This is a genomic window from Pseudomonas sp. RIT778 (genome assembly GCF_019718735.1).
Classification (GTDB): Bacteria; Pseudomonadota; Gammaproteobacteria; order Pseudomonadales; family Pseudomonadaceae; genus Aquipseudomonas; species Aquipseudomonas aphyarum.
On record NZ_JAIHBA010000014.1, the window covers coordinates 72,176 to 96,175 of the forward strand.

25 protein-coding genes and 1 tRNA gene are annotated in these 24,000 nt (G+C 61.0%); 16 read left to right on the forward strand and 10 right to left on the reverse strand.

Annotated features, from left to right (window positions below; translation table 11 throughout):
* Positions 1 to 125: 125 nt before the first annotated feature.
* The 4 genes from K5E37_RS10975 to K5E37_RS10990 form a co-directional block, all read right to left on the reverse strand.
* Positions 126 to 593, reverse strand: a complete 468-nt coding sequence (locus K5E37_RS10975) for a hypothetical protein (RefSeq protein ID WP_007955136.1) — start codon at positions 591 to 593, stop codon at positions 126 to 128.
* A 107-nt stretch (positions 594 to 700) separates the two neighbouring features.
* Entirely contained in the window at positions 701 to 1,702 is a 1,002-nt protein-coding gene (locus K5E37_RS10980) for an NAD(P)H-quinone oxidoreductase (RefSeq protein ID WP_007955134.1), read from the reverse strand.
* Positions 1,703 to 2,035, reverse strand: a complete 333-nt coding sequence (locus K5E37_RS10985; RefSeq protein ID WP_163854186.1) for a carboxymuconolactone decarboxylase family protein — start codon at positions 2,033 to 2,035, stop codon at positions 1,703 to 1,705. It lies immediately after the preceding gene.
* A gap of 11 nt (positions 2,036 to 2,046) precedes the next feature.
* On the reverse strand, positions 2,047 to 3,483 hold the full coding sequence (locus tag K5E37_RS10990; protein ID WP_221533810.1) for an NAD-dependent succinate-semialdehyde dehydrogenase: 1,437 nt from the start codon (positions 3,481 to 3,483) through the stop codon (positions 2,047 to 2,049).
* A gap of 238 nt (positions 3,484 to 3,721) precedes the next feature.
* Between K5E37_RS10990 and K5E37_RS10995 the strand changes: the two genes are divergently transcribed.
* Positions 3,722 to 4,648: a LysR family transcriptional regulator gene (locus K5E37_RS10995; protein WP_007955127.1), complete on the forward strand. Its 927-nt coding sequence runs from the start codon at positions 3,722 to 3,724 to the stop codon at positions 4,646 to 4,648.
* A gap of 76 nt (positions 4,649 to 4,724) precedes the next feature.
* Here the strand turns inward: K5E37_RS10995 and K5E37_RS11000 are convergent, their stop codons facing one another.
* Both K5E37_RS11000 and K5E37_RS11005 read right to left on the reverse strand, forming a co-directional pair.
* Positions 4,725 to 4,976 (reverse strand): DUF2790 domain-containing protein, encoded by a 252-nt coding sequence (locus K5E37_RS11000; protein ID WP_007955124.1) that lies wholly within the window; start codon positions 4,974 to 4,976, stop codon positions 4,725 to 4,727.
* Positions 4,977 to 5,351: 375 nt separating this feature from the next.
* A tRNA-Ser gene (locus K5E37_RS11005) sits at positions 5,352 to 5,439 on the reverse strand.
* Between the two features lie 122 nt (positions 5,440 to 5,561).
* On the opposite strand from K5E37_RS11005, the gene K5E37_RS11010 reads away from it, so the two are divergent.
* Positions 5,562 to 6,233: a Bax inhibitor-1/YccA family protein gene (locus K5E37_RS11010; RefSeq protein ID WP_007955123.1), complete on the forward strand. Its 672-nt coding sequence runs from the start codon at positions 5,562 to 5,564 to the stop codon at positions 6,231 to 6,233.
* 72 nt (positions 6,234 to 6,305) lie between these two features.
* On the opposite strand, the gene K5E37_RS11015 is transcribed toward K5E37_RS11010, so the two are convergent.
* Together K5E37_RS11015 and K5E37_RS11020 are read right to left on the reverse strand one after the other, a co-directional pair.
* The gene (locus tag K5E37_RS11015; RefSeq protein WP_085604207.1) at positions 6,306 to 6,632 is read right to left on the reverse strand and encodes a YceK/YidQ family lipoprotein; all 327 of its coding nucleotides are present in this window, start codon (positions 6,630 to 6,632) and stop codon (positions 6,306 to 6,308) included.
* Between the two features lie 40 nt (positions 6,633 to 6,672).
* Complete coding sequence (locus K5E37_RS11020) at positions 6,673 to 7,110, reverse strand: Lrp/AsnC family transcriptional regulator (protein WP_007955121.1); 438 nt, start codon at positions 7,108 to 7,110, stop codon at positions 6,673 to 6,675.
* A 138-nt stretch (positions 7,111 to 7,248) separates the two neighbouring features.
* On the opposite strand from K5E37_RS11020, the gene K5E37_RS11025 reads away from it, so the two are divergent.
* A complete protein-coding gene (locus K5E37_RS11025; RefSeq protein ID WP_221533811.1) occupies positions 7,249 to 8,142 on the forward strand; it encodes a DMT family transporter in 894 nt (297 codons plus the stop codon).
* A 3-nt stretch (positions 8,143 to 8,145) separates the two neighbouring features.
* Here the strand turns inward: K5E37_RS11025 and K5E37_RS11030 are convergent, their stop codons facing one another.
* Both K5E37_RS11030 and K5E37_RS11035 read right to left on the reverse strand, forming a co-directional pair.
* Positions 8,146 to 9,183: an FUSC family protein gene (locus K5E37_RS11030; protein ID WP_221533812.1), complete on the reverse strand. Its 1,038-nt coding sequence runs from the start codon at positions 9,181 to 9,183 to the stop codon at positions 8,146 to 8,148.
* Positions 9,184 to 9,232: 49 nt separating this feature from the next.
* On the reverse strand, positions 9,233 to 10,858 hold the full coding sequence (locus tag K5E37_RS11035) for an NADP-dependent glyceraldehyde-3-phosphate dehydrogenase (protein ID WP_221533813.1): 1,626 nt from the start codon (positions 10,856 to 10,858) through the stop codon (positions 9,233 to 9,235).
* Between the two features lie 353 nt (positions 10,859 to 11,211).
* Between K5E37_RS11035 and K5E37_RS11040 the strand changes: the two genes are divergently transcribed.
* The 13 genes from K5E37_RS11040 to K5E37_RS11100 form a co-directional block, all read left to right on the forward strand.
* Positions 11,212 to 11,565: a cytochrome c5 family protein gene (locus K5E37_RS11040; protein WP_085604195.1), complete on the forward strand. Its 354-nt coding sequence runs from the start codon at positions 11,212 to 11,214 to the stop codon at positions 11,563 to 11,565.
* A gap of 76 nt (positions 11,566 to 11,641) precedes the next feature.
* Positions 11,642 to 12,970: a D-arabinono-1,4-lactone oxidase gene (locus K5E37_RS11045; RefSeq protein WP_221533848.1), complete on the forward strand. Its 1,329-nt coding sequence runs from the start codon at positions 11,642 to 11,644 to the stop codon at positions 12,968 to 12,970.
* Between the two features lie 74 nt (positions 12,971 to 13,044).
* A complete protein-coding gene (locus tag K5E37_RS11050) occupies positions 13,045 to 14,253 on the forward strand; it encodes a DSD1 family PLP-dependent enzyme (protein ID WP_221533849.1) in 1,209 nt (402 codons plus the stop codon).
* Between the two features lie 282 nt (positions 14,254 to 14,535).
* Positions 14,536 to 15,162: a transposase gene (locus K5E37_RS11055; RefSeq protein ID WP_074690888.1), complete on the forward strand. Its 627-nt coding sequence runs from the start codon at positions 14,536 to 14,538 to the stop codon at positions 15,160 to 15,162.
* A 55-nt stretch (positions 15,163 to 15,217) separates the two neighbouring features.
* Positions 15,218 to 16,813, forward strand: coding sequence for a ShlB/FhaC/HecB family hemolysin secretion/activation protein (locus tag K5E37_RS11060; RefSeq protein ID WP_221533814.1), 1,596 nt, complete (start codon positions 15,218 to 15,220; stop codon positions 16,811 to 16,813).
* A 14-nt stretch (positions 16,814 to 16,827) separates the two neighbouring features.
* Positions 16,828 to 18,627: a DUF2341 domain-containing protein gene (locus K5E37_RS11065; protein WP_221533815.1), complete on the forward strand. Its 1,800-nt coding sequence runs from the start codon at positions 16,828 to 16,830 to the stop codon at positions 18,625 to 18,627.
* Positions 18,628 to 18,638: 11 nt separating this feature from the next.
* On the forward strand, positions 18,639 to 19,064 hold the full coding sequence (locus tag K5E37_RS11070; RefSeq protein ID WP_007955109.1) for a biopolymer transporter ExbD: 426 nt from the start codon (positions 18,639 to 18,641) through the stop codon (positions 19,062 to 19,064).
* A 3-nt stretch (positions 19,065 to 19,067) separates the two neighbouring features.
* The gene (locus K5E37_RS11075) at positions 19,068 to 19,772 is read left to right on the forward strand and encodes an energy transducer TonB (protein ID WP_221533816.1); all 705 of its coding nucleotides are present in this window, start codon (positions 19,068 to 19,070) and stop codon (positions 19,770 to 19,772) included.
* A 39-nt stretch (positions 19,773 to 19,811) separates the two neighbouring features.
* Positions 19,812 to 21,509 (forward strand): putative porin, encoded by a 1,698-nt coding sequence (locus K5E37_RS11080; protein WP_007955107.1) that lies wholly within the window; start codon positions 19,812 to 19,814, stop codon positions 21,507 to 21,509.
* A gap of 16 nt (positions 21,510 to 21,525) precedes the next feature.
* On the forward strand, positions 21,526 to 22,155 hold the full coding sequence (locus K5E37_RS11085; protein ID WP_221533817.1) for a DNA repair protein: 630 nt from the start codon (positions 21,526 to 21,528) through the stop codon (positions 22,153 to 22,155).
* Between the two features lie 29 nt (positions 22,156 to 22,184).
* A complete protein-coding gene (locus K5E37_RS11090) occupies positions 22,185 to 22,652 on the forward strand; it encodes a YbjN domain-containing protein (protein ID WP_221533818.1) in 468 nt (155 codons plus the stop codon).
* An 11-nt stretch (positions 22,653 to 22,663) separates the two neighbouring features.
* A complete protein-coding gene (locus K5E37_RS11095; RefSeq protein WP_260404081.1) occupies positions 22,664 to 23,596 on the forward strand; it encodes a peptidylprolyl isomerase in 933 nt (310 codons plus the stop codon).
* A 162-nt stretch (positions 23,597 to 23,758) separates the two neighbouring features.
* Positions 23,759 to 24,000, forward strand: a 242-nt coding sequence (locus tag K5E37_RS11100; RefSeq protein ID WP_221533820.1) for a LysR family transcriptional regulator, incomplete at its 3' end; no start/stop codon positions are given.

The window sequence follows — 24,000 nt, forward strand, 5'->3', positions numbered from 1 at the left end:
ATAAATGCAGGAAATCGAGGCCCGTTCTGGCGGGCCTCTTTGTCCGCGCACGTGAACAGCCTGACGCTATTGGCTCGTCATTTCCAAACCCCGGAAACGTCCGCGTGAGCCCTTGGTGCCAGAGCTTATGAAATCGTGTACCAGTGGAAATGGATGTACTCGTCTTCATACTCCGCGAACAGTGAAACGATGAAATCCGTCTTCATTGAGTACATCAACAACGCTCCGACAAAACCTGTCGGCTCATGCAGCGGTTGCTTGAGCGGAGCAATCAAATCAATCGTCCGATCCACAATCATCTGATTGAAAACAGCTTCCGGGATTTTCTCAAACTTGGCGTCGGATACGTGTTGCGGGAAACGGCTGTCACTTTCAGGTCGCCAATCCAGGTACTCCGCCTGGAGCCAGAATTTCAGTCCGTCTTCACCATGCCGTTTGGGTGCGCGAGTTATTCTGATGGTCTCCTGCGACTCAGAATATCGAAAGGCGTCGTTTGGATAGGTGACGTAGTAGAGACCGCGATATTCACTTCGTGCAGCACTACAAATCTGCTGGTCACTCGATAGTTGATCGAAATCGCTTCTGTCGAACATGTAAATACCTGCGGTTTACTTCGTGCAATTGGGCTGGAGCGCGCGATGTTAGCAAAATAGTCTTGCCGATTTTTCCAGGAGGCGTCTTCACCCCGTTTTGGCCAGACTCAAAGCAAGTCTTCAGGCTGCATCGTCAGAATGATTTTCCCGACGTTCTCGGAAGACTCCATTCGGCGGTGAGCATCGGCAGCCCGTGATAACGCAAACGTGCTATCGACGACAGGCTCAAGGCTTCCGGCCCCTTCAAAGCGATCAAGCCAGTGCTCGCGGAAGCGCTTGATCATGTCGTGCTTCTCCGGCTGCGTACGCGACTTCATCACCGTACCGATGATTTGCAAATGGCGGTAAAGAATGTCCTCCAGCGCTACGGTCACGTTGCCGCCTGCGCCGAGGATGCCCACCTGAACCAGGCGACCGCCCTTTGCAAGGGATGCGATGTTGCGTGCGAAATAGGGCGCCCCGATAAAGTCGATGATGACATCGACGCCGCGACCCTGGGTTTTGGCGGCGATTACGTCAGCGAAATCCTGCGTCTTGTAGTCGATCGCCACGTCAGCGCCCAAATGCTCGACACGCGCCAACTTGCTGCCTTCGGCCGTCGCATACACCGTGGCACCCGTGGCATAAGCCAGCTGCACCGCGGCAGACCCGACGCCGCCGGCGGCCGCATGAATCAACACTGAATCGCCGGCCTTGAGCCGAGCCAGATGCATCATCGCTTCATGGGCCGTGACGAAGACCTCTGGAATAGCCGCCGCGTGTACATAGTCAAGCTGCGCCGGGATGTGCATGGCCATGCGGTAATCGATGCGTGCCAGTTCGGCGTAGGCACCGCCTCCGACCACGCCCATGATTCGATCACCTGCTTCGAACCCCGTCACCGCGCTACCTTTCCCGATCACTTCGCCGGCGATTTCCAGGCCGATGATCAGCGAGTCGCCGAAATTCGGATGGCCGTACCCACCGGTTCGATGCGTCAGATCCGCACGGTTCACCCCGGCGGCATAGACACGTACCAGCAGGTCGTCAGGCCGCACTTCAGGATTGGCGACTTCGACGAGTTCAAGGACGTCTGGCGCACCGAATTGTCTGATGTTGATGGCTTTCATTCAGTTGTTCTCCGTTTCGCTGAACGTGGCGTTGGCAATAGCAGAAGCAGTGATGGCGCCAGGGAAGCCCACATAGAAAGCCAGGTGCGTGATCGCTGCCGCCAGTTCGTCTTGGGTCACACCGTTGCCAGCCGCCCTGCGTAAGTGAGCAGGCAACTCCTCCGCGTGACCACCGGCAATCAATGCCGCCACGGTGATCAGGCTACGGTCGCGCGGGGACAGCGCGGGATCGCTCCAGATTTGCGGATAAAGCGTCGAGTCGACGAATTGCGCCAGCTTTGGCGTGAACGCGCGCGCGGCTTCGCGAGGACTGCTGAAATTGAGCTTGGACATGGGCGAGTTCCTTAAACCTGGCTGATGAATTTGTGGGTGAGATAGTGCTCTATGCCTTCAATGCCGCCTTCGGAGCCGTGACCGCTTTCTTTCATGCCGCCGAACGGGAGCTCAGTCGCGACGATGCGATATTGGTTGATCCCGATCATCCCAGCCTCTAACCCGTCGGCGACGTCAATGGCCGTGCGCGCGCTGGAGGTAAACGCGTAGGCCGAGAGTCCGTACGGCAGGCGGTTGGCTTCTTTCAGCCCATCGGCCAGTTCATCGAACGCCATCAGCACGGCAATGGGGCCAAAGGGTTCTTCGTGCATGACGCGGGCGTTCATCGGCACATCTGCCAGAACCGTGGGTTGGAAGAAGTAGCCTTCGCCTGACAAGGCTTCACCACCGACCAATACCCGCGCACCTTTTTCGACGGCATCGGCCACCAGTTCTTCCATCTTTGCCAATTGCCTCGGGTTGGCCAACGGTCCGACCTGGGTGTCAGGATGCAAGCCGTCGCCGATCCGCAGGGCCTGGGTCGCAGCGACAAAGTGATCAACGAAGGCTTGATAGGCACCACGCTGGATCAGAAACCGAGTGGATGAAATGCACACTTGCCCGGTCCCGCGAAACCGATTGGCGACACCTTCGATGGCGGCTTTTTCAATGTCGGCATCTTCGAATACCAGAACCGGTCCGTGCCCACCCAGTTCGAGGGTGATGGGCTTCACGCCTTCAGCCGCTCGTGCAGAGAGCAGGCGCCCGATCGGCACTGAACCGGTGAAGGTCACTTTGCGAATGATCGGCGAGGCGATTAGATGGCTGGACACTTGATCCGGTACGCCAAAGACCACTTGCAGTACACCTTTGGGCAATCCAGCATCATCGAGTGCACGCGCAAGGGCCAGCGCTGTGGAGGGGCTTTCTTCACCTGGCTTGAGAATGACGCTGCAACCCGCAGCCAGCGCTGCCGCGAGTTTGCGTGCCGGGGTGATGGCCGGGAAATTCCAGGGCGTGAATGCGGCCACCGGGCCGATGGCCTGGCGTTTGACCAGTTGCAGCATGCCTGGTCGATTGGCCGGGACCACACGGCCATCGATTCGCCGGGCACTTTCGGCGAACCATTCGAAATACTCCGCCGCGCGGGTCACTTCATCCAGGCTTTCACCCAGCGGTTTGCCTTCCTCCAGGGTCATCTGCGCAGCAATCTGCGGTGCACGTTCGAGGATCAGGTCGGCGGCACGCTTGAGAATTTTTGCGCGTTTGTCGGGCACGGTCTGGCGCCATTGCTCGAAGCTCAGTCGAGTCACTGCCAGGGCGTGATCAAGATCGTCTGCGGTGGAGAGTGGGACGCGTCCGATTTCCCGGCCGGTTGCCGGGTTAACGACGGCGACAGTCTCGCGCCCTTCGGCGTTGAGCCATTCACCACCGATGAAAAGATAAAGCGGATCGTAGGAAGTCTTCATGATGTGGCCTTCAGTTGGTTGTGAGATTCGTATGAAGCTCGGTGCCTGATTGGCTGTGCTGCAAAGCCAGATCAGGAAGCTTGTGCAAACAAGTCTATGGAAGGAGGGCCCGTTGATTTAGTCGGGCCAAAGGGAATCATTGTTGTCCGCAGAGGTAATATCGGGCTGCGGGCCGACCGTGTAGCATCCTGAAAAAAGCGGTATCACGGGTGAGCGCCAGATCTACAGGAAGGTCGTGATGGATAAGCTTTCGAACATGTCGGTGTACATAAAGGTTGTCGAGATGGGCAGTTTCACGGCCGTGGCCAATCATCTGGACTCCACGGTCGGTAACGTATCGCGTGCTGTATCTGCGCTTGAAAACGTGCTCGACGCACGACTGTTGCAGCGCTCGACGCGGCGCCTGTCGGTCACCGATGCGGGGCGACGGTTCTATGAGCGCTGCACGAAAATTCTGGCTGATCTGGAAAGTGCCGAAGCCGAAGCCAGCAATGCGGCGCTGGAGCCTCGGGGAACACTGCGGGTGCATTGCGTTCCCGGGCTGGCTCGGCATCTGGTCACGCGGGCCGTGCTGGAGTACCGCCAGCAATTCCCGGAGGTGTCCGTGGATTTACTGCTTTCGCAACGAATGCCAAACCTGCTGGAAGACCAACTGGATGTCTCGATTCTGATCGCCCGAGCGCTGCCCGATTCCGCGTACGTCAGCCAAAAGATCGGTGTCAGCCACTGTGTTCTGGTGGCGTCGCCAGACTACCTTGCCCGGCATGCGCCTCTTGAGACGCCTGAAGATCTGCGTGATCACCAGTGTTTGCTGCTGGGTACGGTGGACTATGCGCGGGATGAGTGGCAGCTCAAAAGCAAGGCGGGGGACGCGACATTTATCCCGACAGGGCCGAGTTTCAGCGTCAACGATATGGATGCGATGGCGCTTGCCATTCGAGAGGGTGCCGGGATTGGCTTGCTGGCCGGGTTCACGGCCATCGACGACCTGCGCTCCGGCAAGCTGGTGCGGGTTTTGCCTGACTACCATACCTACGAGCGTAACGTGTATGCCGTCTATACCTCGCGACAGTTCGTCGATGCAAAAATCACGCGTTTCATCGAAACGTTGAAAGATCAGGTTGGCAGTCAGCTGGCAGCCACGGCCAAAGCACTTATCGGTTGAAACACTGCGGGGCAGAAAGGTATTTGCGCCTCGATGAAGCAACTTCCCGAGGCGCAATGATCGGCGAACAGGTTACTTAGCCCTGGCTGCAGCGGCCCATGACGTTATAGGCCAGTACGTGTTGTTTGCCTTGCGAATCCTGGTAGGTCATGTGTGTCGGTACGACTGCACAAATATCCGGCACCGGGTCTTCAGAGATGACCTTGGCGACATCAAGGTGGGTGCCGTAGCCATATTGCTCGACCTGTTGATTCTTGGCAGTACCGTCCTGTGCCGCTACCACAGAGCTGAAGCCCAAGAGTGCGACGATGATCATTGCAGTTTTCATGATGAGATTTCCTGAAGTAAGTTTGATCTTGCTGGCAGGACGAACTTTAGGCTTGAGGGTTTTGTGGAAACAGGAGTGAATCAGGGAAAGACTTTTCTACATTCCGAACACAATCGTCAGGTTTCGGACGTCAGAACGCTTGATTTTGGGACTGTCGGCTTTTGACTGAAAACTGCATGTTGAAGACAGCTGCCTCCCTCAGTTGCGAGGTGGAGACAACTAATTTTTTTTGGGGGGGGCGCCGCCTTGTCGGAAGAGCAGGGGGTGCGGAAGTGACCGAAAAGATGCGCAAACCATCCTGAGGGAGAGGAGTAAAATTCCTGGAAGCCAGAAACGACAAAGCCCTGAATAATCAGGGCTTTGTCGTACATAAGATGGCGGAGGCGATGGGATTCGAACTCATGGACCTGTTACAGTCGACGGTTTTCAAGACCGTTGCCTTAAACCACTCGGCCACACCTCCGTTGCGTTGCGGGCGCCATAATACCTGAATGAAACACACTGTCAAACTCTGTGCATGGCTTGTTACAGAGCGTCTGTTATGATCTTTGCGACTGAACGTTTCAAACCAACAGGAGTGTCGCCATGCGCGAACAGGATTACGCAGTTCACAACAGCGTGCAGGCTGAGCAGCTAGAGGTTAGCCGCGTCCTGCGCAACACTTACGGTCTACTGGCGCTCACCCTCGCATTCAGCGGTGTGATGGCGTTCGTGGCCCAGCAGATGCGGGTCGGCTACCCGAATATTTTCGTGGTGCTGATCGGTTTCTACGGGCTGTTCTTCCTCACCAACAAGCTTCGTGATTCCGCCTGGGGCCTGGTGTCGGCGTTTGCCCTGACCGGTTTCATGGGTTTCCTGCTCGGCCCGATCCTCAACCGTTACCTGGGCATGCAGGGCGGCGCTGAAGTGGTCAGCTCCGCGTTCGCGATGACCGCACTGGTGTTCGGTGGTCTGTCGGCTTATGTGCTGATCACCCGCAAGGACATGAGCTTCCTCGGTGGTTTCATCACCGCCGGTTTCTTCGTCCTGCTGGGCGCGACGCTGGCGAGCATGTTCTTCCAGATCAGCGGCCTGCAACTGGCGATCAGCGCAGGTTTCGTGCTGTTCTCGTCGGTCTGCATCCTGTTCCAGACCAGCGCCATCATCCACGGCGGCGAGCGCAACTACATCATGGCGACCATCAGCCTGTATGTATCGATCTACAACCTGTTCGTCAGCCTGTTGCAGATCTTCGGCATCATGAGCCGCGACGACTGATCGCTGCACTGCAATAAACAGAAAACCCGCGAAAGCGGGTTTTTTGTTGCCTGCGAAAAAGCGAGCAGGCGATCAATTGATCACGATGCTGCCATCGGCCTGTTGCTTGTAGATCGTGTAAGGCAACAGCAACGTATCGAGCACTCCCGACACGGCCGCATCGACCAGCAAACCCGGCGTCGCGTTCTTGTAGTTAAACGCATCGACGTCATCCGGCTTTTCGGCGTGCAGCAAGCAGAAGTCGTACGTCACGCCGCTGTAGATGCGTGGTACGGCGCCGCAGTAGGATTTGTTCGCTTTCAACTGGTCGGTGGAGTGCTTGTCACTGAACGCAACGGTCTGCACCGTCCCGCACCCAGCCAGCATCAACGCCGTCAGCATCATTGCCTGAATTTTCATACCGCCAATCCTTCGCCGGAAAAAACTCAATCTACGCCGCTCAGGCCATCGGCGGCAATCGACGTTTCACCGGGGTCTTCTTGACGATCGCAGTATTGGTTTCCGCCAGCGTATTCAGCCGATCAAGCAGGGTATCCAGCTGTTCCATCGAACGCACATGCAGGCGGGCGATAAAGCAGTCCTCGCCGGTGACCTTGTCGCACTCGGTGAACTCCGGAATCGACATAATCTGCCGCTCGACTTCCTGCAACTGCCCCGGCAATGGCCGCACCCGGACAATCGCCTGCAACTGATAACCGAAGCATTTGGGATCGATCTCCACGGTGTAGCCCTTGAGCACACCGCGTTCTTCCAGCCGGCGCAAACGCTCGGCCACGCTCGGCGAGGACAACCCGCTGATCTGCGCCAGCGCCTTGAGCGAGCGCCGCGAATCCTCCATCAAGGCCCCGATCAGGATCTGGTCGATATCGTCGGTCATACAAAAACTCCCGCATTAGGCGAATGACGCAAACCACCCTTGATAAAAAAGGCAGAAATCGAGTTTAGCCTGCTTTTTGCGCTGGAGAAGCCCCGGTCGCGCTTGGCATACTTTTGCCACACATTAAGGAGATTGATGATGGACAAAACAATCCGTCGCGGCTCATTCGAAATGACCGCCGCCATGTTGATATCCGGGACCATCGGCTGGTTTGTGCTGGTGTCCGGGCAACCGGTGCTGGACGTGGTGTTCTGGCGCTGCGTGTTCGGCGCCGGCACCTTGCTGCTGATCTGCGCTGCGTTCGGTTTCCTGCGGCCGGGTATCCTGACCCGCACCACGTTTCTGCTGGCGGTGCTCAGCGGGGTGGCAATCGTCGGCAACTGGGTGCTGCTGTTCGCCTCCTACTCACGGGCCTCGATCGCCATCGGCACGGCGGTGTACAACGTGCAGCCGTTCATGCTGGTGGGTTTGGCGGCGCTGTTTCTCGGCGAGAAGATCACCCTGCAGAAGCTGTTCTGGCTGGCGATTTCTTTCATGGGGATGCTGGCCATCGTCAGTGCCCACGGCGGGCAGGGCGAGGGCGGCAATGATTACCTGACGGGGATCGCGCTGGCGCTGGGGGCGGCGTTTCTTTACGCCATCGCCGCGTTGATCATCAAGCGCCTGACCGGCACGCCGCCGCATCTGATTGCGCTGATCCAGGTCTGCACCGGGGTGTTGCTGCTCGCGCCGTTCGCCCATTTTTCAGCGATGCCCGAGGCACCGAGTGCCTGGGCCAGTCTGGTGACGCTGGGCATCGTCCACACCGGTCTGATGTACGTGCTGCTCTACGGCGCGATCCAGAAATTGCCGACCGCATTGACCGGCGCTCTCTCGTTCATCTACCCGATTGCGGCGATTTTCGTCGACTGGTTTGCCTTCGGCCACCAACTGCAAACCCTGCAATGGATCGGCGTGGCGGCGATTCTGCTGGCCGCTGCGGGTATGCAACAGGGTTGGGGCTTCAAGGCGCGGCGCCTGGCCGCGCAGTAAACCTCAGATGTTCCAGCGCGGCGCAGTCTTCGCAAGGCGCTGGCGCATCTCGCCGACGTTGGCCGCCAGTTGCCGGGTCAGCAGACGGTAGCCATCCAACGGGCTGTAGACCGGCGTGTCGAGGCTGGCGTCCGGCAATTCCACCGGACGCCCCAATCGACCGGACGCCCCGGTTTTCAACGCCCGGGCCATGCCGATCAATTGCACGCGAATATGCCGGTGCTCAGCCTTGAGCGCCGCTTGCAGGTGCGCCATGGCGTCGGGGTCGTTGGCGTCCGGGCGGATATTGCCGAGGATTTCCAGGGTGCTGATGCACATGCGCAGGTTGCGCTGGATGGCGTCCAGTTCGGTCATCGAGACTTTGACTTCCTTGGACACCGACGGCATCAGCGAACGCAGTTGCACCATCGCCGCGTTCAGCCGGTTCATCAACTTCAAGTGTTCGTCGGCGGTCACCGGTTGGCCGCCGATGATCCGCCCGTACACAGTGGCGCAATCGCGCAGCGCGTCGGCCAGGTTGTATCGCCACGAGTACACCGCGTACAGCGGCAGGGCGAAGGAAAAGGCCAGGGCCAGGGCGATACCGATCAGGATATCGACCCCGCGCCACAGCCCGTCGGTGATCGGGTTGTCGCCATGCCCGGCGACGATGAACACGGTGATGGCCGAGAGCAGGGCGGTGTAGCCGCCCTTGCCGATGGCGTGATACGAGAAGAATCCGCACACCACCGCCATCGCAAAATAGGTCAGCCACGGCATTCCCAGCCACGCCTGCTGCGCCACTATCAACAAACCGACGCCGGCACCGATCAAGGTGCCGGTTGCACGTTCGGCGGCTTTTTTACCGATGTTGCCGTGGTGCTGCAAACCGCCGATCACCACCAGCATGGTCACCGACGCCCATTCGCCGTGGGGCAGATTGATGCCGGTGGTCAGCAGGATCGTCGCCAGCAACCCCAGCGCCACCCGCACCGCGTGAATCGTGCGTGCATGGCGGTAACGTCGATACGGGTCGAGCAACGGCCGCAGGATCCGCCGCAACAGCGGCGGCCAGCGGTGGGGGCTGAAAGTGCTCAGCGCTGATTCCTCCTCAGAAGATGTAGTCGGTGGCGATGAAGTTCGAATCGCGGCCGCGAATGATTTCGCTGATCAGATCCTTGTTGGGTTCCTGGAACTTGGTCGCCACCAGGGTGCGGATCGAAAACACCCGCAGTGCATCGTGTACCGACAGCGTGCCTTCGGCGGAGTTCTTGCGACCGTTGAACGGGTAGGTGTCCGGGCCGCGCTGGCACTGGGCGTTGAGGTTGATCCGCCCGACCTGGTTGGCGAAGGTGTCGACCAAGCGGCCGACGGCCACCGGGTTGGTGCCGAAGATGCTCAGTTGCTGGCCGAAGTCCGATTCCAGCACGTAGTCGATCACGGTATCGAGGTGACGGTACGGCACGATCGGCACCACCGGCCCGAACTGCTCTTCCTGATAAACGCGCATCTGCGGCGTCACCGGGTACAGCACCGCCGGGTAGAAGAACGAGCTCCGCGCTTCGCCACCATTCGGGTTGACCACCTGGGCGCCTTTGCTCTGCGCGTCAGCCACCAGCCCATGCAGATAATCGACCTTGCCCGACTCCGGCAGCGGCGTCAGCGAAACCCCGCTGTCCCACGGCATGCCCGGTTTGAGGCTGGCCAGTTTGGCGTTGAATTTCTCGATGAAGCTGTCCACCACATCTTCATGCACGAACAGAATCTTCAACGCAGTGCAGCGCTGGCCGTTGAACGACAGGGAGCCGGTGACCGCTTCGCTGACCGCGTTATCCAGATCGACTTCCGGCAGGACGATGCCGGGGTTCTTCGCATCCAGCCCCAGCGCGGCGCGCAAGCGGTGTGGTTTCGGGTGCAGCTTCTTCAGGTCGCTGGCGGCCTTGTTGGTGCCGATGAAGGCGAAGATGTCGATCTTGCCGCTGGCCATCAGCGCACTGACGGTCTCGCGGCCGCTGCCGTAGATGACGTTGATCACGCCAGTGGGGAAGCTGTCGCGGAAAGCTTCAAGCAACGGACGGATCAGCAGCACGCCGAGCTTGGCTGGCTTGAACACCACGGTGTTGCCCATGATCAGCGCCGGAATCAGCGTGGTGAACGTCTCGTTCAGCGGATAGTTGTAAGGGCCCATGCACAGCGCCACGCCGAGCGGGACGCGGCGGATCTGGCCGAGGGTGTCCTGTTCCAGCTCGAAACGGCTGGAGCGGCGGTCGAGCTCTTTCAGCGCATTGATGGTGTCGACGATGTAGTCGCAGGTGCGGTCGAACTCTTTTTCCGAGTCCTTGAGGTTCTTGCCGATTTCCCACATCAGTAGCTTCACCACGGCGTCGCGCTGCTGGCGCATGCGCCCGAGGAAGGCCTCGACGTGCTGGATGCGTTCGGCCACGCGCATGGTCGGCCACAGGCCCTGGCCCCGGTCGTAGGCGCGGACGGCGGCGTCGAGGGCGGTGAGGGCGGTGTCGGCGTCCAGCAGCGGCGTGCTGCCGAGGATCACTTGTTCGTCGCCGTTGTCGCTGTGCAGATAGACCGGACTGCGCACTGTCGCGAGCGGGCCGTCCCAGCGGCGCAATTCGCCATCGACCAAGTATTCGCGTTGCTCGACCTGACCGTCGAGGCGGTATTTTTCCGGGATGTCGCTGACAGAAGGGAACAGGTTGCCAAGGATGTTTGCTGTGGTCATGTCGCTACCCCGTGTTGATGTCCGCATGCAGATCAAAAAGTCTCAACAGGTTATACGCCTGAATGCGCGGAAATTTAAACCCGCAAATGTCACGCGAATGTCACGCGAAACCGCACAGCAGAGCGGGCATCCACACATGATCGTTCCCACGCTCTGTGTGGGAATGCCTCAAGGGACGCTCCGCGTTCCAAGCGGACGCAGAGCGTCCAGGGCTGCATTCCCACGCGGAGCGTGGGAACGATCGTCTTCAGATAATGGGCTGGCCCCGTTTGCCCCCCTCAATGTCCCGCAATGCCCTCAACCCGCCGACCCGCCTGCCTTAAGGTGTGACCACAACAATAAGCGAGGCCGTTATGCGGGCAATCCGACTCACATTATTACTGGCGTTGGCCATGACGCTGCCTGGCTGCGGCGAAGACCCCAAACCCCCGGCCAGCACCAACAACTCCATTCCCAAAGACCCGGCGCTGGCGCAGATCTACGCCAACAGCTGCCAGCTCTGCCACGCCAACCCCGCCGCGAATGCGCCGCTGACCGGTGACCGCAAGGCCTGGGAGCCGCGCATCCAGCAGGGCGCCGACACGCTGCTCGACCACGCCATCAACGGCTACAACGGCATGCCGCCGATGGGCCAGTGCGTCGAGTGCTCGGAAGAACAATTCCTTCAGTTGATCGGCTTCATGGCCGACCAGCCGCTCCCACAGTAAGGATCCTGGCATGCCGATAGATCTGACACGCCGGCAGTTGTTGCACCGGGCAAGCATCGTCGGCGCGTTCAGCGCGCTGGCTTCCAATCCGGCCCTGGGCCAGTTGATGCGTGCACCGCGGCTGATTCCCTGGCGCAACTGGTCGGGCGGGCAGAGTTGCCTGCCGGCGGCGCGAGTAGCGCCGAAGAATCTGGACGAACTGACGACGATCATTCAGCAGGCCCCCGGCAAGATTCGCCCGGTCGGCTCGGCGCATTCCTTCAGCGCGCTGGTGCCCACCGACGGCACGTTGCTGTCGCTGAGCTACTTCAACGGTCTGCTCGACCACGACCCGAAAACCCTGCAAGCCGAATTCGCCGCCGGTACGCCGATGTCGCGCATGGGCACGCCGCTCAAAGACATCGGCCAGGCGCTGCAGAACATGGCCGACATCGACTACCAGACCCTCGCCGGGGCCATTTCCACCTCGACCCACGGCACCGGCAAAACCTTTCAGTCCTATTCCGCACACGTCTGCGGGATGCAACTGGTGACCGCCAGCGGGGAAGTGCTGGACTGCGACAGCCAGCGTCATCCCGACGTATTCAACGCCGCCCGGGTGTCACTCGGCGCACTCGGCGTGGCCACCAAAATCCGCCTGCAAAACCGCCCGGCCTATCGCCTGCGGGAAACCCAGTGGATCGCCAAAACCGAAGAACTGCTCGAAGACCTGGACAAGAGCACCCGCGAAAACCAGCACTGGGAAATGCTCGTCGTCACCCATTCCGACTACGCCTTGTCGATCGCCCTCAACGAAACCACCGACCCGCCCACGCCGCCGATTCCGCCTGAAGAGGAGGGCGGCAACGAGTTCGTGACCCTGATCGAGAAGATCGACAAGTACGGCAGCGATTTCCCGAACCTGCGCAGTTCGCTGCTCAACAGCCTGCGACATCTGGCGAGTTTCGATGACCGGGTCGGCGACTCGTTCGACATCTACGCCAACGTGCGCACCGTGCGCTTCAACGAAATGGAATATTCGGTGCCCGCCGAACAAGGCCCGGCCTGCCTGCGCGAGATTCTCAAGCTGATCCGCGACAAGGACCTGCGCACCTGGTTTCCCATCGAGTACCGCTACGTCAAGGCTGACGACATCCCGCTGAGCATGTTCGAGGGCCGCGACAGTTGCTCGATCTCGGTCCACCAGCATTACCAGATGGACCACCACAACTTCTTCGCCGCCGTCGAGCCGATCTTCTGGAAGTACAACGGCCGCCCGCACTGGGGCAAGTTGCACACGCTGAATGCCCGCACGTTGCAAACGCTCTATCCACGCTGGCAGGAATTCATTCAGGTACGCCAGGCGCTGGACCCGAGCGGCAAGTTTCTCAACGGGCATCTGTCGTCGATTCTGGGGGTGAGCTGATGGCGGTCAATCGACGTAATTTCGTGCTCGGGACTTTGGGCGTTGGCGCTTTGCTGGTGGGTGTTGGCGCATGGCTGCGGCCGGGGGATCGCGGCGGGCCTTACAGCGAGTACTTCCGGGCGCTGAACAACGAGCTCAAGACCAAAGGCCCGATGCGCCCGGTGTTGCTGATCGATCTGGATCGCCTGGACCACAACATCGACGTGGTTATGCGTTCAGTCAAACGCGCGGGCAAGCAGTTGCGGCTGGTGGAGAAATCGCTGCCGTCACCGGGACTGCTCAGCTACATCGGCCAAAGGGCTGGGACGCAGCGGCTGATGTCGTTTCATCAGCCGTTTCTCAACCACGATGCGGTGACGTTCCCGCAGTCTGACATTCTGCTCGGCAAGCCCTTACCGGTGCGCTCGGCAGAGCTGTTCTATCAAACCCACAACGGCCCGTTCGACCCGACGAAGCAACTGCAATGGCTGATCGACAACCCCGAACGCTTGCAGCAATACCTCGCGCTGGCCCAAGGGCTGGGCACGCGGATGCGGATCAACATCGAGCTGGACGTCGGCCTGCACCGTGGCGGCGTCAGCGATCTGAACGTGCTCGGGCAGATGCTCGCGCTGATCGCCGCCAACCCGCAGCACCTGGAGTTCGCCGGGTTCATGGGCTACGACCCGTTCGTGGGCATGGGCGTGCCGGGGATCCTCGGTTCGCCCGAGGAACTGTTCGCCAAGGTGATGGTGATTTACCAGCGCTGCGTCGACTTCACCCGGCAGCAATACCCGGCGCTGTGGCATGACGGCTTGTGCCTGAACACCGCCGGCAGCCCGAGTTATCGCATGCATGAAAATGAAAAATTGAGCAGTGAAGTGTCGGTGGGGACGGCGATGCTCAAGCCGACTCACTATGACTTGCCGTCGCTGGTTGAACACGAACCCGCCGCGTACATCGCCACACCGGTGTTGAAAAGCACGGGGGCGGTGAACATTCCGGCGCTGGATGATAAGTCGAGGCTGTTTTCGTGGTGGGACACCAACCAGCGGCAGACCTTTTTCATCTACGGCGGCAACTGGATGGCCGAGTTCGAATCACCGCCCGGATTGCAGAGCAATGGGGTTTACGGCCGTAGCTCGAATCAGGAGATGGTCAATGGCTCGAATGCCGTAGGGCTGACGGTGGAGGATCAAGTGTTCCTGCGCCCGACCCAGACCGAGGCTGTCCTCCTGCAATTCGGCGATTTGCTGGCGGTGCGTGGCGGCAAGATCGTCGATACCTGGCCGGTCTACACCTGACGGAATGTTTTTCTGAAAACATCCAATAACCCTGTGGGAGCGGGCTTGCTCGCGAAGGCGTCCCGTCAGTCACTCTATAAGTGACAGACACACCGCTTTCGCGAGCAAGCCCGCTCCCACAGGGTTTTGTGCTGTCTGCAATTCCCCGATCAATTTCTGTAATGAAGCTTTTATGACAAAAGTTCGGTAGCACATCGCCAGTCCGGTCATGCCTATGTAACGCGCTTGAGGGGCCCTTTGGGCGCTTTTCACAAGCCGAGGCGGGACGCCGGGAGTGAGGCAATGGGGACTATGGAACGCTACTCGAAAGTGGGCATGCAGGAACTCGATCAACGCCTGTCGAAGATCGTCGAAGCCGCGCGCAAGAAGCCGGTTTCGGTGTATCGCTACGGCGCGCCGTGGGTCTGGATCGTGTCGCAGGATGACTGGCAAGGCGCCTTGAAAGAGGTCTCCAGCTACATTCCGCCGGGGCATTCGCTGGTGCTGCTGCGCCCGCAGATCGACGATTTGCTCGACGCCCACCGCGACCTCCTGCACGACCTCAATGCCCAACCCGGCATGCTGATCGCCCCGCAGACGGTCATGCACATCCTGCTGCTGCAATTGCTGTATTCGGTGCCCAGCGAGCAGCAGCTCTACGAACAGCTCAATTACAACCTGCTGTTCCGCTGGTTCGTCGGCCTGGGTCTGAACCAGAAAGTCTGGAGCTTCAACGTCCTCAGTCGCGACATCGCCACGCTGCTCAACGAGCCGCGTGCGGTGCAGCTCATCCAGAAAATCATCGGTGAAGTGTTCTGCGGCGCGCTGCTGCAAATGCCCGAGTTCTCCTTGAACTTCGCACTGCTGCACACCTGGCTGGGCAAGCACACCGGGGCCTGCACTTCAGCAATCAAGAACGCCAGTAACTGACGCACACGCAAGGCGCATGAGCGCCAACAGGTCATCGCGAATTTCAGGGGGTAGTGTGGATCAGATTTTCACGTCACGGCTGGCGCTGTGGGGCTGGCTGCTGGTGACGGCCGGCGCGCAGCCGGCGTTCGCCGATGAGGCCGGGAACGCAGCGGCGCAGCGTCTGGTGGACGTCAACGAATACTTCGTGCGCGGCAACACCGTGCTCGACGCGCGGGCGATCGAAGAAGCGGTGTATCCGTTCCTCGGCCCGCAAAAAGCCTTGAGCGACATCGAAGGCGCGCGGGATGCCTTGCAGAAGGCCTATCAGGAACGCGGCTACCAATCGGTGTTCGTCGAGCTGCCGGAGCAAGCCGTAGCCGACGGTATCGTCTACCTGCAAGTCAGCGAAACCAAAGTTGGCCGGGTGCGGGTGGTCGGCGCCAAACACTATTCGCCGCTGGATATTCGCGACAACGTCCCGGCGCTGAAGGAAGGCGAGGTGCCGGACTTCGCCAAGGTCCAGGGCGAACTGGCGCAACTCAACAAGACCCCGGGCCGGCAGGTGATGCCGCTGGTGCGCGAAGGTCAGCGCCCCGGCACCATGGACGTGGACTTGCAGGTCGAAGACCAGAACCCGTGGACCGCCAGCGTCGGGCTGAACAACGACTACAGTGCCGACACCGAAAAACTGCGCACCGTCACCAGCCTCGGCTACAACAACCTTTGGCAGTTGGGGCACAGCGTCAACCTGACGTTCTTTACCGCACCGCAGGAGACCGACAACGCCAAGGTCTGGTCCGGCTCCTACACCGCGCCGCTGACCGAGCGCTGGAGCGTGCAGTTCTCCGGTTACCAGTCCGACAGCAACGTCGCCACCATCGGCGGCAGCAACGTGCTCGGCAAGGGCCATTCCTACGGCGTTTCGGCGATCTACACGATCCCGTCCAGTGGCAACTGGTCGAACTCGCTGTCGGCCGGCATCGACTTCAAGGACTTCGACGAACGCCTGACCTTGTCCGGCGAGAGCGACAAGGTGCCGCTCAAATACGCGCCGTTCACCTTCGCCTACAACGGCTATCGCTACAGCGAAAAGAGCCAGCTCGGCCTCGGCCTGAGCCTGGTTGCGGCCACCCGCAGCATCTTCGGCTACGGCAGCTCCGACGAAGACTTCGACTACAAACGCTACCGCGCCAACCCGAGTTTCGCCGTGCTCAAGGGCGATACCAACTTCACCTGGACCTTCGACAGCGATTGGCAGAGCGCAAGCAAAGCCGCGTTTCAGCTGGCGTCCGGGCCACTGGTTTCCAACGAACAATTTTCCGCCGGCGGCGCGACTTCGGTGCGCGGTTATCTGGCGGCCGAACGCACCGCCGATGACGGCTTCCTGCTCAGCGAAGAACTGCGCACACCGTCGCTGGCCAAGTACGTCGGCGGCTGGATGCAGGACTGGCGCTTCTACGCCTTCGCCGAAGGCGCGCAACTCTACCTGCGCGACGAGCTGCCGGACCAGGACGCCAATTACGCCCTGGCCAGCGTCGGCCTCGGCACCCGCGCCAGCCTGAGCAAATGGCTGTCCGGCAGCCTCGACTGGGGCTACCCGCTACTCGAAGGGCCGAACACCTCGAAACAGGAATCGCGCCTGCACTTCAACCTTCAGGCCACTTTCTAACAAGGAGCACTTCCATGCAGCGCCTTTTCCTTTCGTTGTTGATCTGCCTGGGCTTCGTGCTCCCGGCCACGGCTCAGGCCTGGTGGCAGGACGACTGGCATTACCGCAAACAGATCGCCGTCGACACCACGCCGCAAGGCGCCGCGATCAATCAGGCCCTGGGCCGCACCGCGCTGCTGGTGCGCCTGCACACCGGCAACTTCACGTTTGACGGCGTGAAAGAGGACGGCTCGGATCTGCGCTTCGTCGCCGCCGATGACAAGACCGTGCTCAACCACCAGATCGAAAGCTTCGACGCGCTGATGGGCATGGCGCTGATCTGGGTCGATGTGCCGAATGTCGAGGGCGGTCAGCGTCAGGACATCTGGATGTATTACGGCAACCAGAAGGCGCCGGCCACCGGCAACGGCCAACTGACGTTCGATCCGAATTACACCGCGCTCTATCACTTCGACGGCGCCACCGGCACCCCGGCGAAAGACACTACCGCCTACGGCAACACCGCGCAGAGCGCGACCGGTGCCGCAATTGACGGCGTAGTAGGGCGGGCCTTGCAGTTCAGCGGCCAGCCGTTGCTGCTGCCGGCCAGTCCGTCGTTGCAGCACAACGCCGGCAGCGCGTTCACCTTCAGCGCCTGGCTGCGACTGGATCAGGCCAATGGCGAGCAACTGATCCTGGCCCGCCGCGAAGGCGCCAACAGCCTGCTGGTCGGTGTGAATCAGGGCGTGCCTTTCGTGGAAATCGATGGCCAGCGCGCCGTGGCCACGCAACCGCTGAATCCGGGTCAATGGCAGCACGTCGCACTGACCGCTGAAGGCGCCAAAGTGACGCTGTACATCAACGGTCGCGAAGGCGCGGCACTGGCTCAGGCAATGCCTGCGTTCAATTCGGTCATGGCCATCGGCGCCGATTTGCACGAAGGTCCTTTCCAGCCGTTCGTGGGCGCCATCGACGAACTGCGCCTGTCGAAAGTCGCCCGCCCGGCGCCCCTGTTGCTGGCCGACGCCACTTCCCAGGGCGCCGATTCGAAACTGGTTGCCTATGGTGTCGATGAAGAACAGTCCGGCTTCGGTTTCGGCAGCCTCGGCTTCCTGCTCAACGCGGTGCCGGTGGACGCTTGGGTGATCATCGCGGTGCTGGTGCTGATGATGTTCCAGTCGTGGATCATCATGCTGCGCAAGAACCGTACCCTCAGCCGCGTCACTGCCGCCAACGAAGATTTCCGCGTGCAATTCGCCAAGGTCGGCACGCGCCTGGAAATGTTCGCCGACGACACGCAACTCGCCCAGCGTTTGCAGCACTCGCAGCTGTGGCGTCTGTATCTGGTGGCGGTGAAAGAGATCCGAACCCGCCGCGAGCAGGGCGCCGATACCTCGTCGGTTTCCGCTGCAACCATCGAAGCCATCCGCTGCTCGATGGACGGTGTGCGTACCCGTGAAAACCAGCAGCTGAGTTCGAAACTCTCGACCCTGTCCAACGCCATCGCCGGCGGCCCGTACATCGGCCTGCTCGGCACCGTGCTGGGGATCATGGTGGTGTTCCTCGGCACGGCCATGGCCGGCGACGTCAACATCAACGCCATCGCGCCGGGCATGGCGGCCGCCTTGCTCGCTACCGCCATGGGCCTGTTCGTCGCGATCCCGGCGCTGTTTGGCTACAACCGCCTGATCACCCGCAACAAGGAAGTCAGCGCCGACATGCGCGTGTTCGTCGACGAGTTCATCACCCGTCTGGCGGAGATGCACGGCGAAGGCCAGTCCAGTGAAGCGGCGCATCAGCGCGGTCATCACGCCAACCACTCCGTACCGGCCTGAGGAGCACAGACATGGCGTCCGTAAATGCCTCCCACGACGATGACGAAGATGCAGCGGTGGACAGCATCAACATCACGCCACTGGTGGACGTGCTGATGGTGGTGCTGGTGATGTTCATCCTCACCGCCACCGCGCAGGTCTCCGGGATCCAGATCAACCTGCCCAAGGCCAGCGCCGCGGTGTCGCTGTCCGAGGCCAAGACCAAGGCGATTTCGGTCAACGACGGCGGCCAGGTGTTCCTCGACGCCTACCCGGTGACGTTGCCGGAGCTGGAAGAACGCCTGCGCATCGAGAAGGCGCAGAACCCGGACTTCCCGGTGATCGTGCGCGGCGACGCCACGGTGCAGTACCAGAAAGTCATCGAAGTGCTGGATCTGCTGCGCCGGCTCGAACTGTCCCAGGTCGGTCTCGTTACCGGCAAACCGACGCAGGGCTGAGTGATGACTGCACAACTGCCAATCGAGCCTTTGCCGGTGAAAAAGTCGCCACTGCGTTACGTGAAGTGGGGCGCCGGGCTGTTGCTGGGCGCCGTCGCGGCATTCCTGTTGTGGCAGTGGGCCAACGACATGAGCGGCATCCGCCGGGAAGCGCCGAAGGTGCCGACGATCATCCCGTTGCCGCCACCGCCACCTCCGCCGCCGGAAAAACCGCCGGAGCCGGAAACCCCGGTGGAAGAAAAAATCGTCGAGCCCGAGCCAACGCCCGAGCCGCAAGAGGTCAAGCCCGAGGAAGAAGCGCCGCCATCGCCGGCGGACGATCTGGCTAACCCGATGCAGATGGACGGTGACGCCCAGAGCGGCAGCGACGCCTTCAACATCGGCGCGGGCAAGGGCGGCGGCATGGCCGGTTCCGGCGGTGGGCGACTGGGCAACGGCACGTATAGCCAGTTCCTCGCGTTCACCTTCCAGAAGCTGCTGCGCGAGAACCTCGACCTGCGCAACCTCGCGTTTTCGCTGCAGGCCGATGTGTGGCTGAGCAGCGTCGGCGAGATCACCCGGGTCGAGCTGATCAAGTCCAGCGGCAACCCCGAGATCGATACGCAAGTGCTCGCCGCGTTGCGCAACGCGCCTGCTTTGAGCGAGCGGCCACCGGCCTCCATCACCTTGCCTGTGCGCATGTCCCTGCAAGGGCGGCGTCCGGGTTAACCGCATTCATAAAGCTGTATGAAAAGGAGTTGTGTGCAGATGATTTCCAACGTGAATCGATTGTCCCTGGCGGTCGGCATGGTCATCGCGACCCTGGTCGGTCAGGCCGCGGCAGCGCCTGCGCCCTCGGAGAACGCCACGATCAATCTGATCCGCTTGCTGGTCGAGCAGGGCATTCTGAAACAGGACAAGGCCGACGCACTGATCGCCCAGGCCCAGAACGAAGCGGCCCAGGCCAAGCAGGCTGCGGCGTCTACTGCCGTGGCGGCCGGGCCGGTCGCAGCACCGGGCGATGTGCGGGTGCAATACGTGCCGGCTGCGGTGCGCGACCAGATCCGCGATCAGGTCAAGGCCGAGGTCATGGCCACCGCCAAACAGGAAAACTGGGCCGCGCCCAATACGTTCCCGGACTGGGCGTCGCGCATCAGCTTCGACGGCGACATTCGTCTGCGTGACGAATCGCGCTACTACTCGGGCAGCAACAGCAACGAAATCGTCGACTTCGCCAAGCTCAACAACAACGGCCCGTACGACGTGAACCCCAACAGCAGCACCGCGTTGCCGCCGTTGCTCAACACCCGCGAAGACCGCGAAAACCTGTTCCGCCTGCGCGCCCGGCTGGGCATGAAAGCAGTGATCTCGCCGGAATGGACCGCCGGCATCCGCATCGGCACCGGCTCGGACAACAACCCGGTGTCGACCACCCAGAACCTCGGCGGCGGCTTCTCGAAAAAGGACATCTGGCTCGATCAGGGTTACCTGACCTGGAAGCCGTCGGATGAACTGACGCTGACCGGTGGCCGGTTCGCCAACCCGTTCATGTCCACCGACATGCTGTATTCCAACGACCTGAACTTCGACGGCGTGGCGGCGATCTTCGACCACAAGCTCAGCCGCGACTGGGGCGTGTTCGGCACCGTCGGCGCGTTCCCGGTGGATTACACCAACGACACCACCACCAGCAACGGCTTCGACAAGGAAGAAAGCGACAACAAATGGCTGTACGGCGCGCAGATCGGCGCCAAATGGGCGATCAACAGCAACAACCGCTTGAAAGGCGCGCTGGCCTACTACCGCTTCGACGACATCGAAGGCCAGCGCTCCAGCCCCTGCGAACCGTGGGCCGGCGCGCCCGGCTGCGACAGCGACGGCACCCGCGCGGCATTCATGCAAAAGGGCAACAGCGTGTTCCTGCTGCGTGACATCACGCCGAACCCGCTCAACCCGACCACCACGCCGCAACCGCAATTCGTTGGCCTGGCGTCCGAGTTCAACCTGCTGGACCTCAACGTGGTGTGGGACGCCGACCTGCCGGAAGACTTCAAACTGCGCAGCCAGGGCAACTACATCCACAACCTCGGCTACGACGAAGGCGACATGCGCAAGCGTTCGGCCGGGCAACTGGTCAACAACCTCGACAGCAACGGCAACATCGAAAGTGGCGCCAATGCGTGGATGGTCCAGTTCACCCTCGGCAACGCGCTGGAGCTGAAGAAGCAGGGCGACTGGAACCTGTTCGCCGGCTACAAGTACATCCAGCCGGATGCCTTGCCGGACGGCTTCAACGACTCGTCGTTCCACCTCGGCGGCACCAACGCCAAGGGCTACTTCCTGGGCGGCAATTACGGTCTGGCGAAGAACGTCTACGCCACTGGTCGCTGGCTGAGTTCGGAGGCGGTGTATGGCGCGCCGTTCGACATCGACGTCATGCAGCTTGAGATCAACACGCGCTTCTAAGCGCCGGGAGAGGGTTATGAAAATCCGCTTTTTATGGCTTGGGCTCGGGATGTTGATCGCCACCGGGGCGAGCGCCGAAGGCATGGAGGAACGCCTGCGCACCCAGTTGCGCAGCACCACCCAGCAGCTGCAAACCCTACAAAGTCAACAGGCCCAAGCCAGCGCCGCGCAACTGGCGGCGCAGAACGAAGCCAAGGCTGCACAGGCGCAAATCAAGCAATTGACTGCGGAGCTGGCCAAGGCCAAAGGCCTCGCCGAGCAACTGGCCGGGCAGCAGCAAAGCCTGCACAGCCAGGCCCAGGCGCAAGTCGCGGCCAGCAACGAGCAGAGCGGCAAGTTCAAGAAAGCCTATGACGAGTTGTTGGTCATGGCCCGTGCCAAAGAGGCAGAACGGTCTAAGCTTCAAGCGCAATTGACTGAACGTGACACACAAGTGCAGCAATGTTCGGTCAAGAATCAGCAGATGTACGGCGTGGCCAAGCAGATTCTCACCGCCTACGAAAACATCGATGTGGCCGAGGTGATGAAGATCCGCCAGCCCTTCGCCGGCAGCGCCCGGGTTAAGTTCGATGAGCTGGCTCAGGGCTTCGGCGATGAACTGTACAAGACTCAATTCGATGCGCCGCAAGCCGCGATCGCGCACTGATTAAAAGACTCATGGACAAGGAAGAAGTAATGACTCAATTGATCTCCCACGTATCCCCGCAATCCCTGACCGAAGTGCTGCAAGCCGCCGGTTACCGCGTCAACCAGACCGAACAGAACGGTATCGTCCAGTTGCTCAGCGCCAGCCAGGGCATCGGTTATGCCGTGCGTTTCGGCAACCCGGCGGTGGCGGAGCAGGGCAGCTACGTCGACTTCACCTTCAGCTGCGCCTTGCGCGTGCAGGGCGAGTTGCCGGCCGGTGTGGCCGAGCAGTGGAACGCTACCCGCCGGTTTGCCCGGTTGTCGTTGCAGGGCGAGTTTCTGGTGATGGAGATGGACGTGGTGGTGGCCGCTGGCGTCAGCAGCGATTACCTGCGCGGCAACCTGGAACTGTGGGATCGCCTGTTGCAGGAGTTCATCGTTTATCTGCGTGACTTCACCCAGAACGCTGCTGCCGCCCAGGCTCCAAAGGTTGAGCAAGAGGAAGTCGCGCTGTGACGAAACCTGCCATGGTAATCAGCGCCGCTGCGGTGGCGCTGTTGGTGGTGGCCGTGGCGCTGGTGGTGCGGCCGGGCAATGACCCGGTCGCCGCCCAGCAACCGGCGCCGGTGATTGCGGCGAACAGTGGGCCTGCGGTGGCGCGGTTGGGCAATCAACAGGTGTCGCCGGAGGAATTGCAGGCGTTGCTGGCGGCTGTTCCACCGCAAACCCGCGAGCAACTGCGCGGTAATCGTGAGGCGCTGGAGCGCTGGATTCGTTCACGCCTGGCTGAAAAAGCCGTGCTGGAGCAGGCCGATGCCCAGGGCTGGGCGCAGCGTCCGGACGTGGTACGGCAGACCCGCGCCGCCACCGAACAGATCGTGTATCGCGACTATCTTCAGTCGGTGAGCAAAGTGCCGGCGGATTACCCGAGCGCCGCCGAGTTGCAGCAGGCGTATGACGCGGGCAAGGCCAATTGGCAGACGCCGGCGTTGTATCGGGTCAGCCAGATTTTCCTGGGGGTGAATGAGCCACAGAATCTTGAAGCCGTGCGTAAGCAGGCGGCGGATCTGAGCAAGAAAGCCCAGTCGACCCCTGCGGAGTTTGCAGCGCTGGCCAAGGAGTTTTCACAGGACCGGCTCACCGCTGAACGTGGCGGTGACACGGGGTTGCAGCCGTTGCAGCAACTGGTACCGGAAGTGCGTGGTGCGGTGGCGCGACTCAAGGTTGGCGCGGTCTCCGATCCCGTTCAAAGCAGCGCCGGCTTCCACGTGATCAAACTCACCGAACAACAACCAGCCCGCACCGCGACCCTCGACGAGTTGCGCGATCAACTGACCCAAGCCTTGCGGGCACAGCGTCAGGAGCAGATCGCCCAGGCTTATTTGGACGGCATGCTCAATACCGCAACGCTGAGCATCGACGGGGCCGAGCTCAACAAGGTGCTGGAGGAAAAGCTGTAATTCAGACTCACCACTGAACCTATGTGGGAGCGGGCTTGCTCGCGAAGGGGCCATGCCAGACAACTTATTCGTTGAATGACACACCGCTTTCGCGGGCAAGCCCGCTCCCACATTAGAGCCGTGACGCTTTCCAAAAATACAAAGATCGACAGGGAGTCATCGATGTCATTCACCGAACCCGCAGCACGACAGAGCAGCGCCGATTTCCGCTGGCCCCGGGACAAGGACGAACCCTGGCTGGCGCAAGCCGCGACCCTCGACGGCGACGTCGCCCAATACTTTCTGGTCAGCGCCCGTTGCGGCTGCTTCATGCAGGCCGCCCGCAGCCTCAACGTGCGCTCGACCCTGCTGCGCAAACAACTGGCGCAACTCGAACAACAACTGCAATGCGCGCTGTTCAGCTT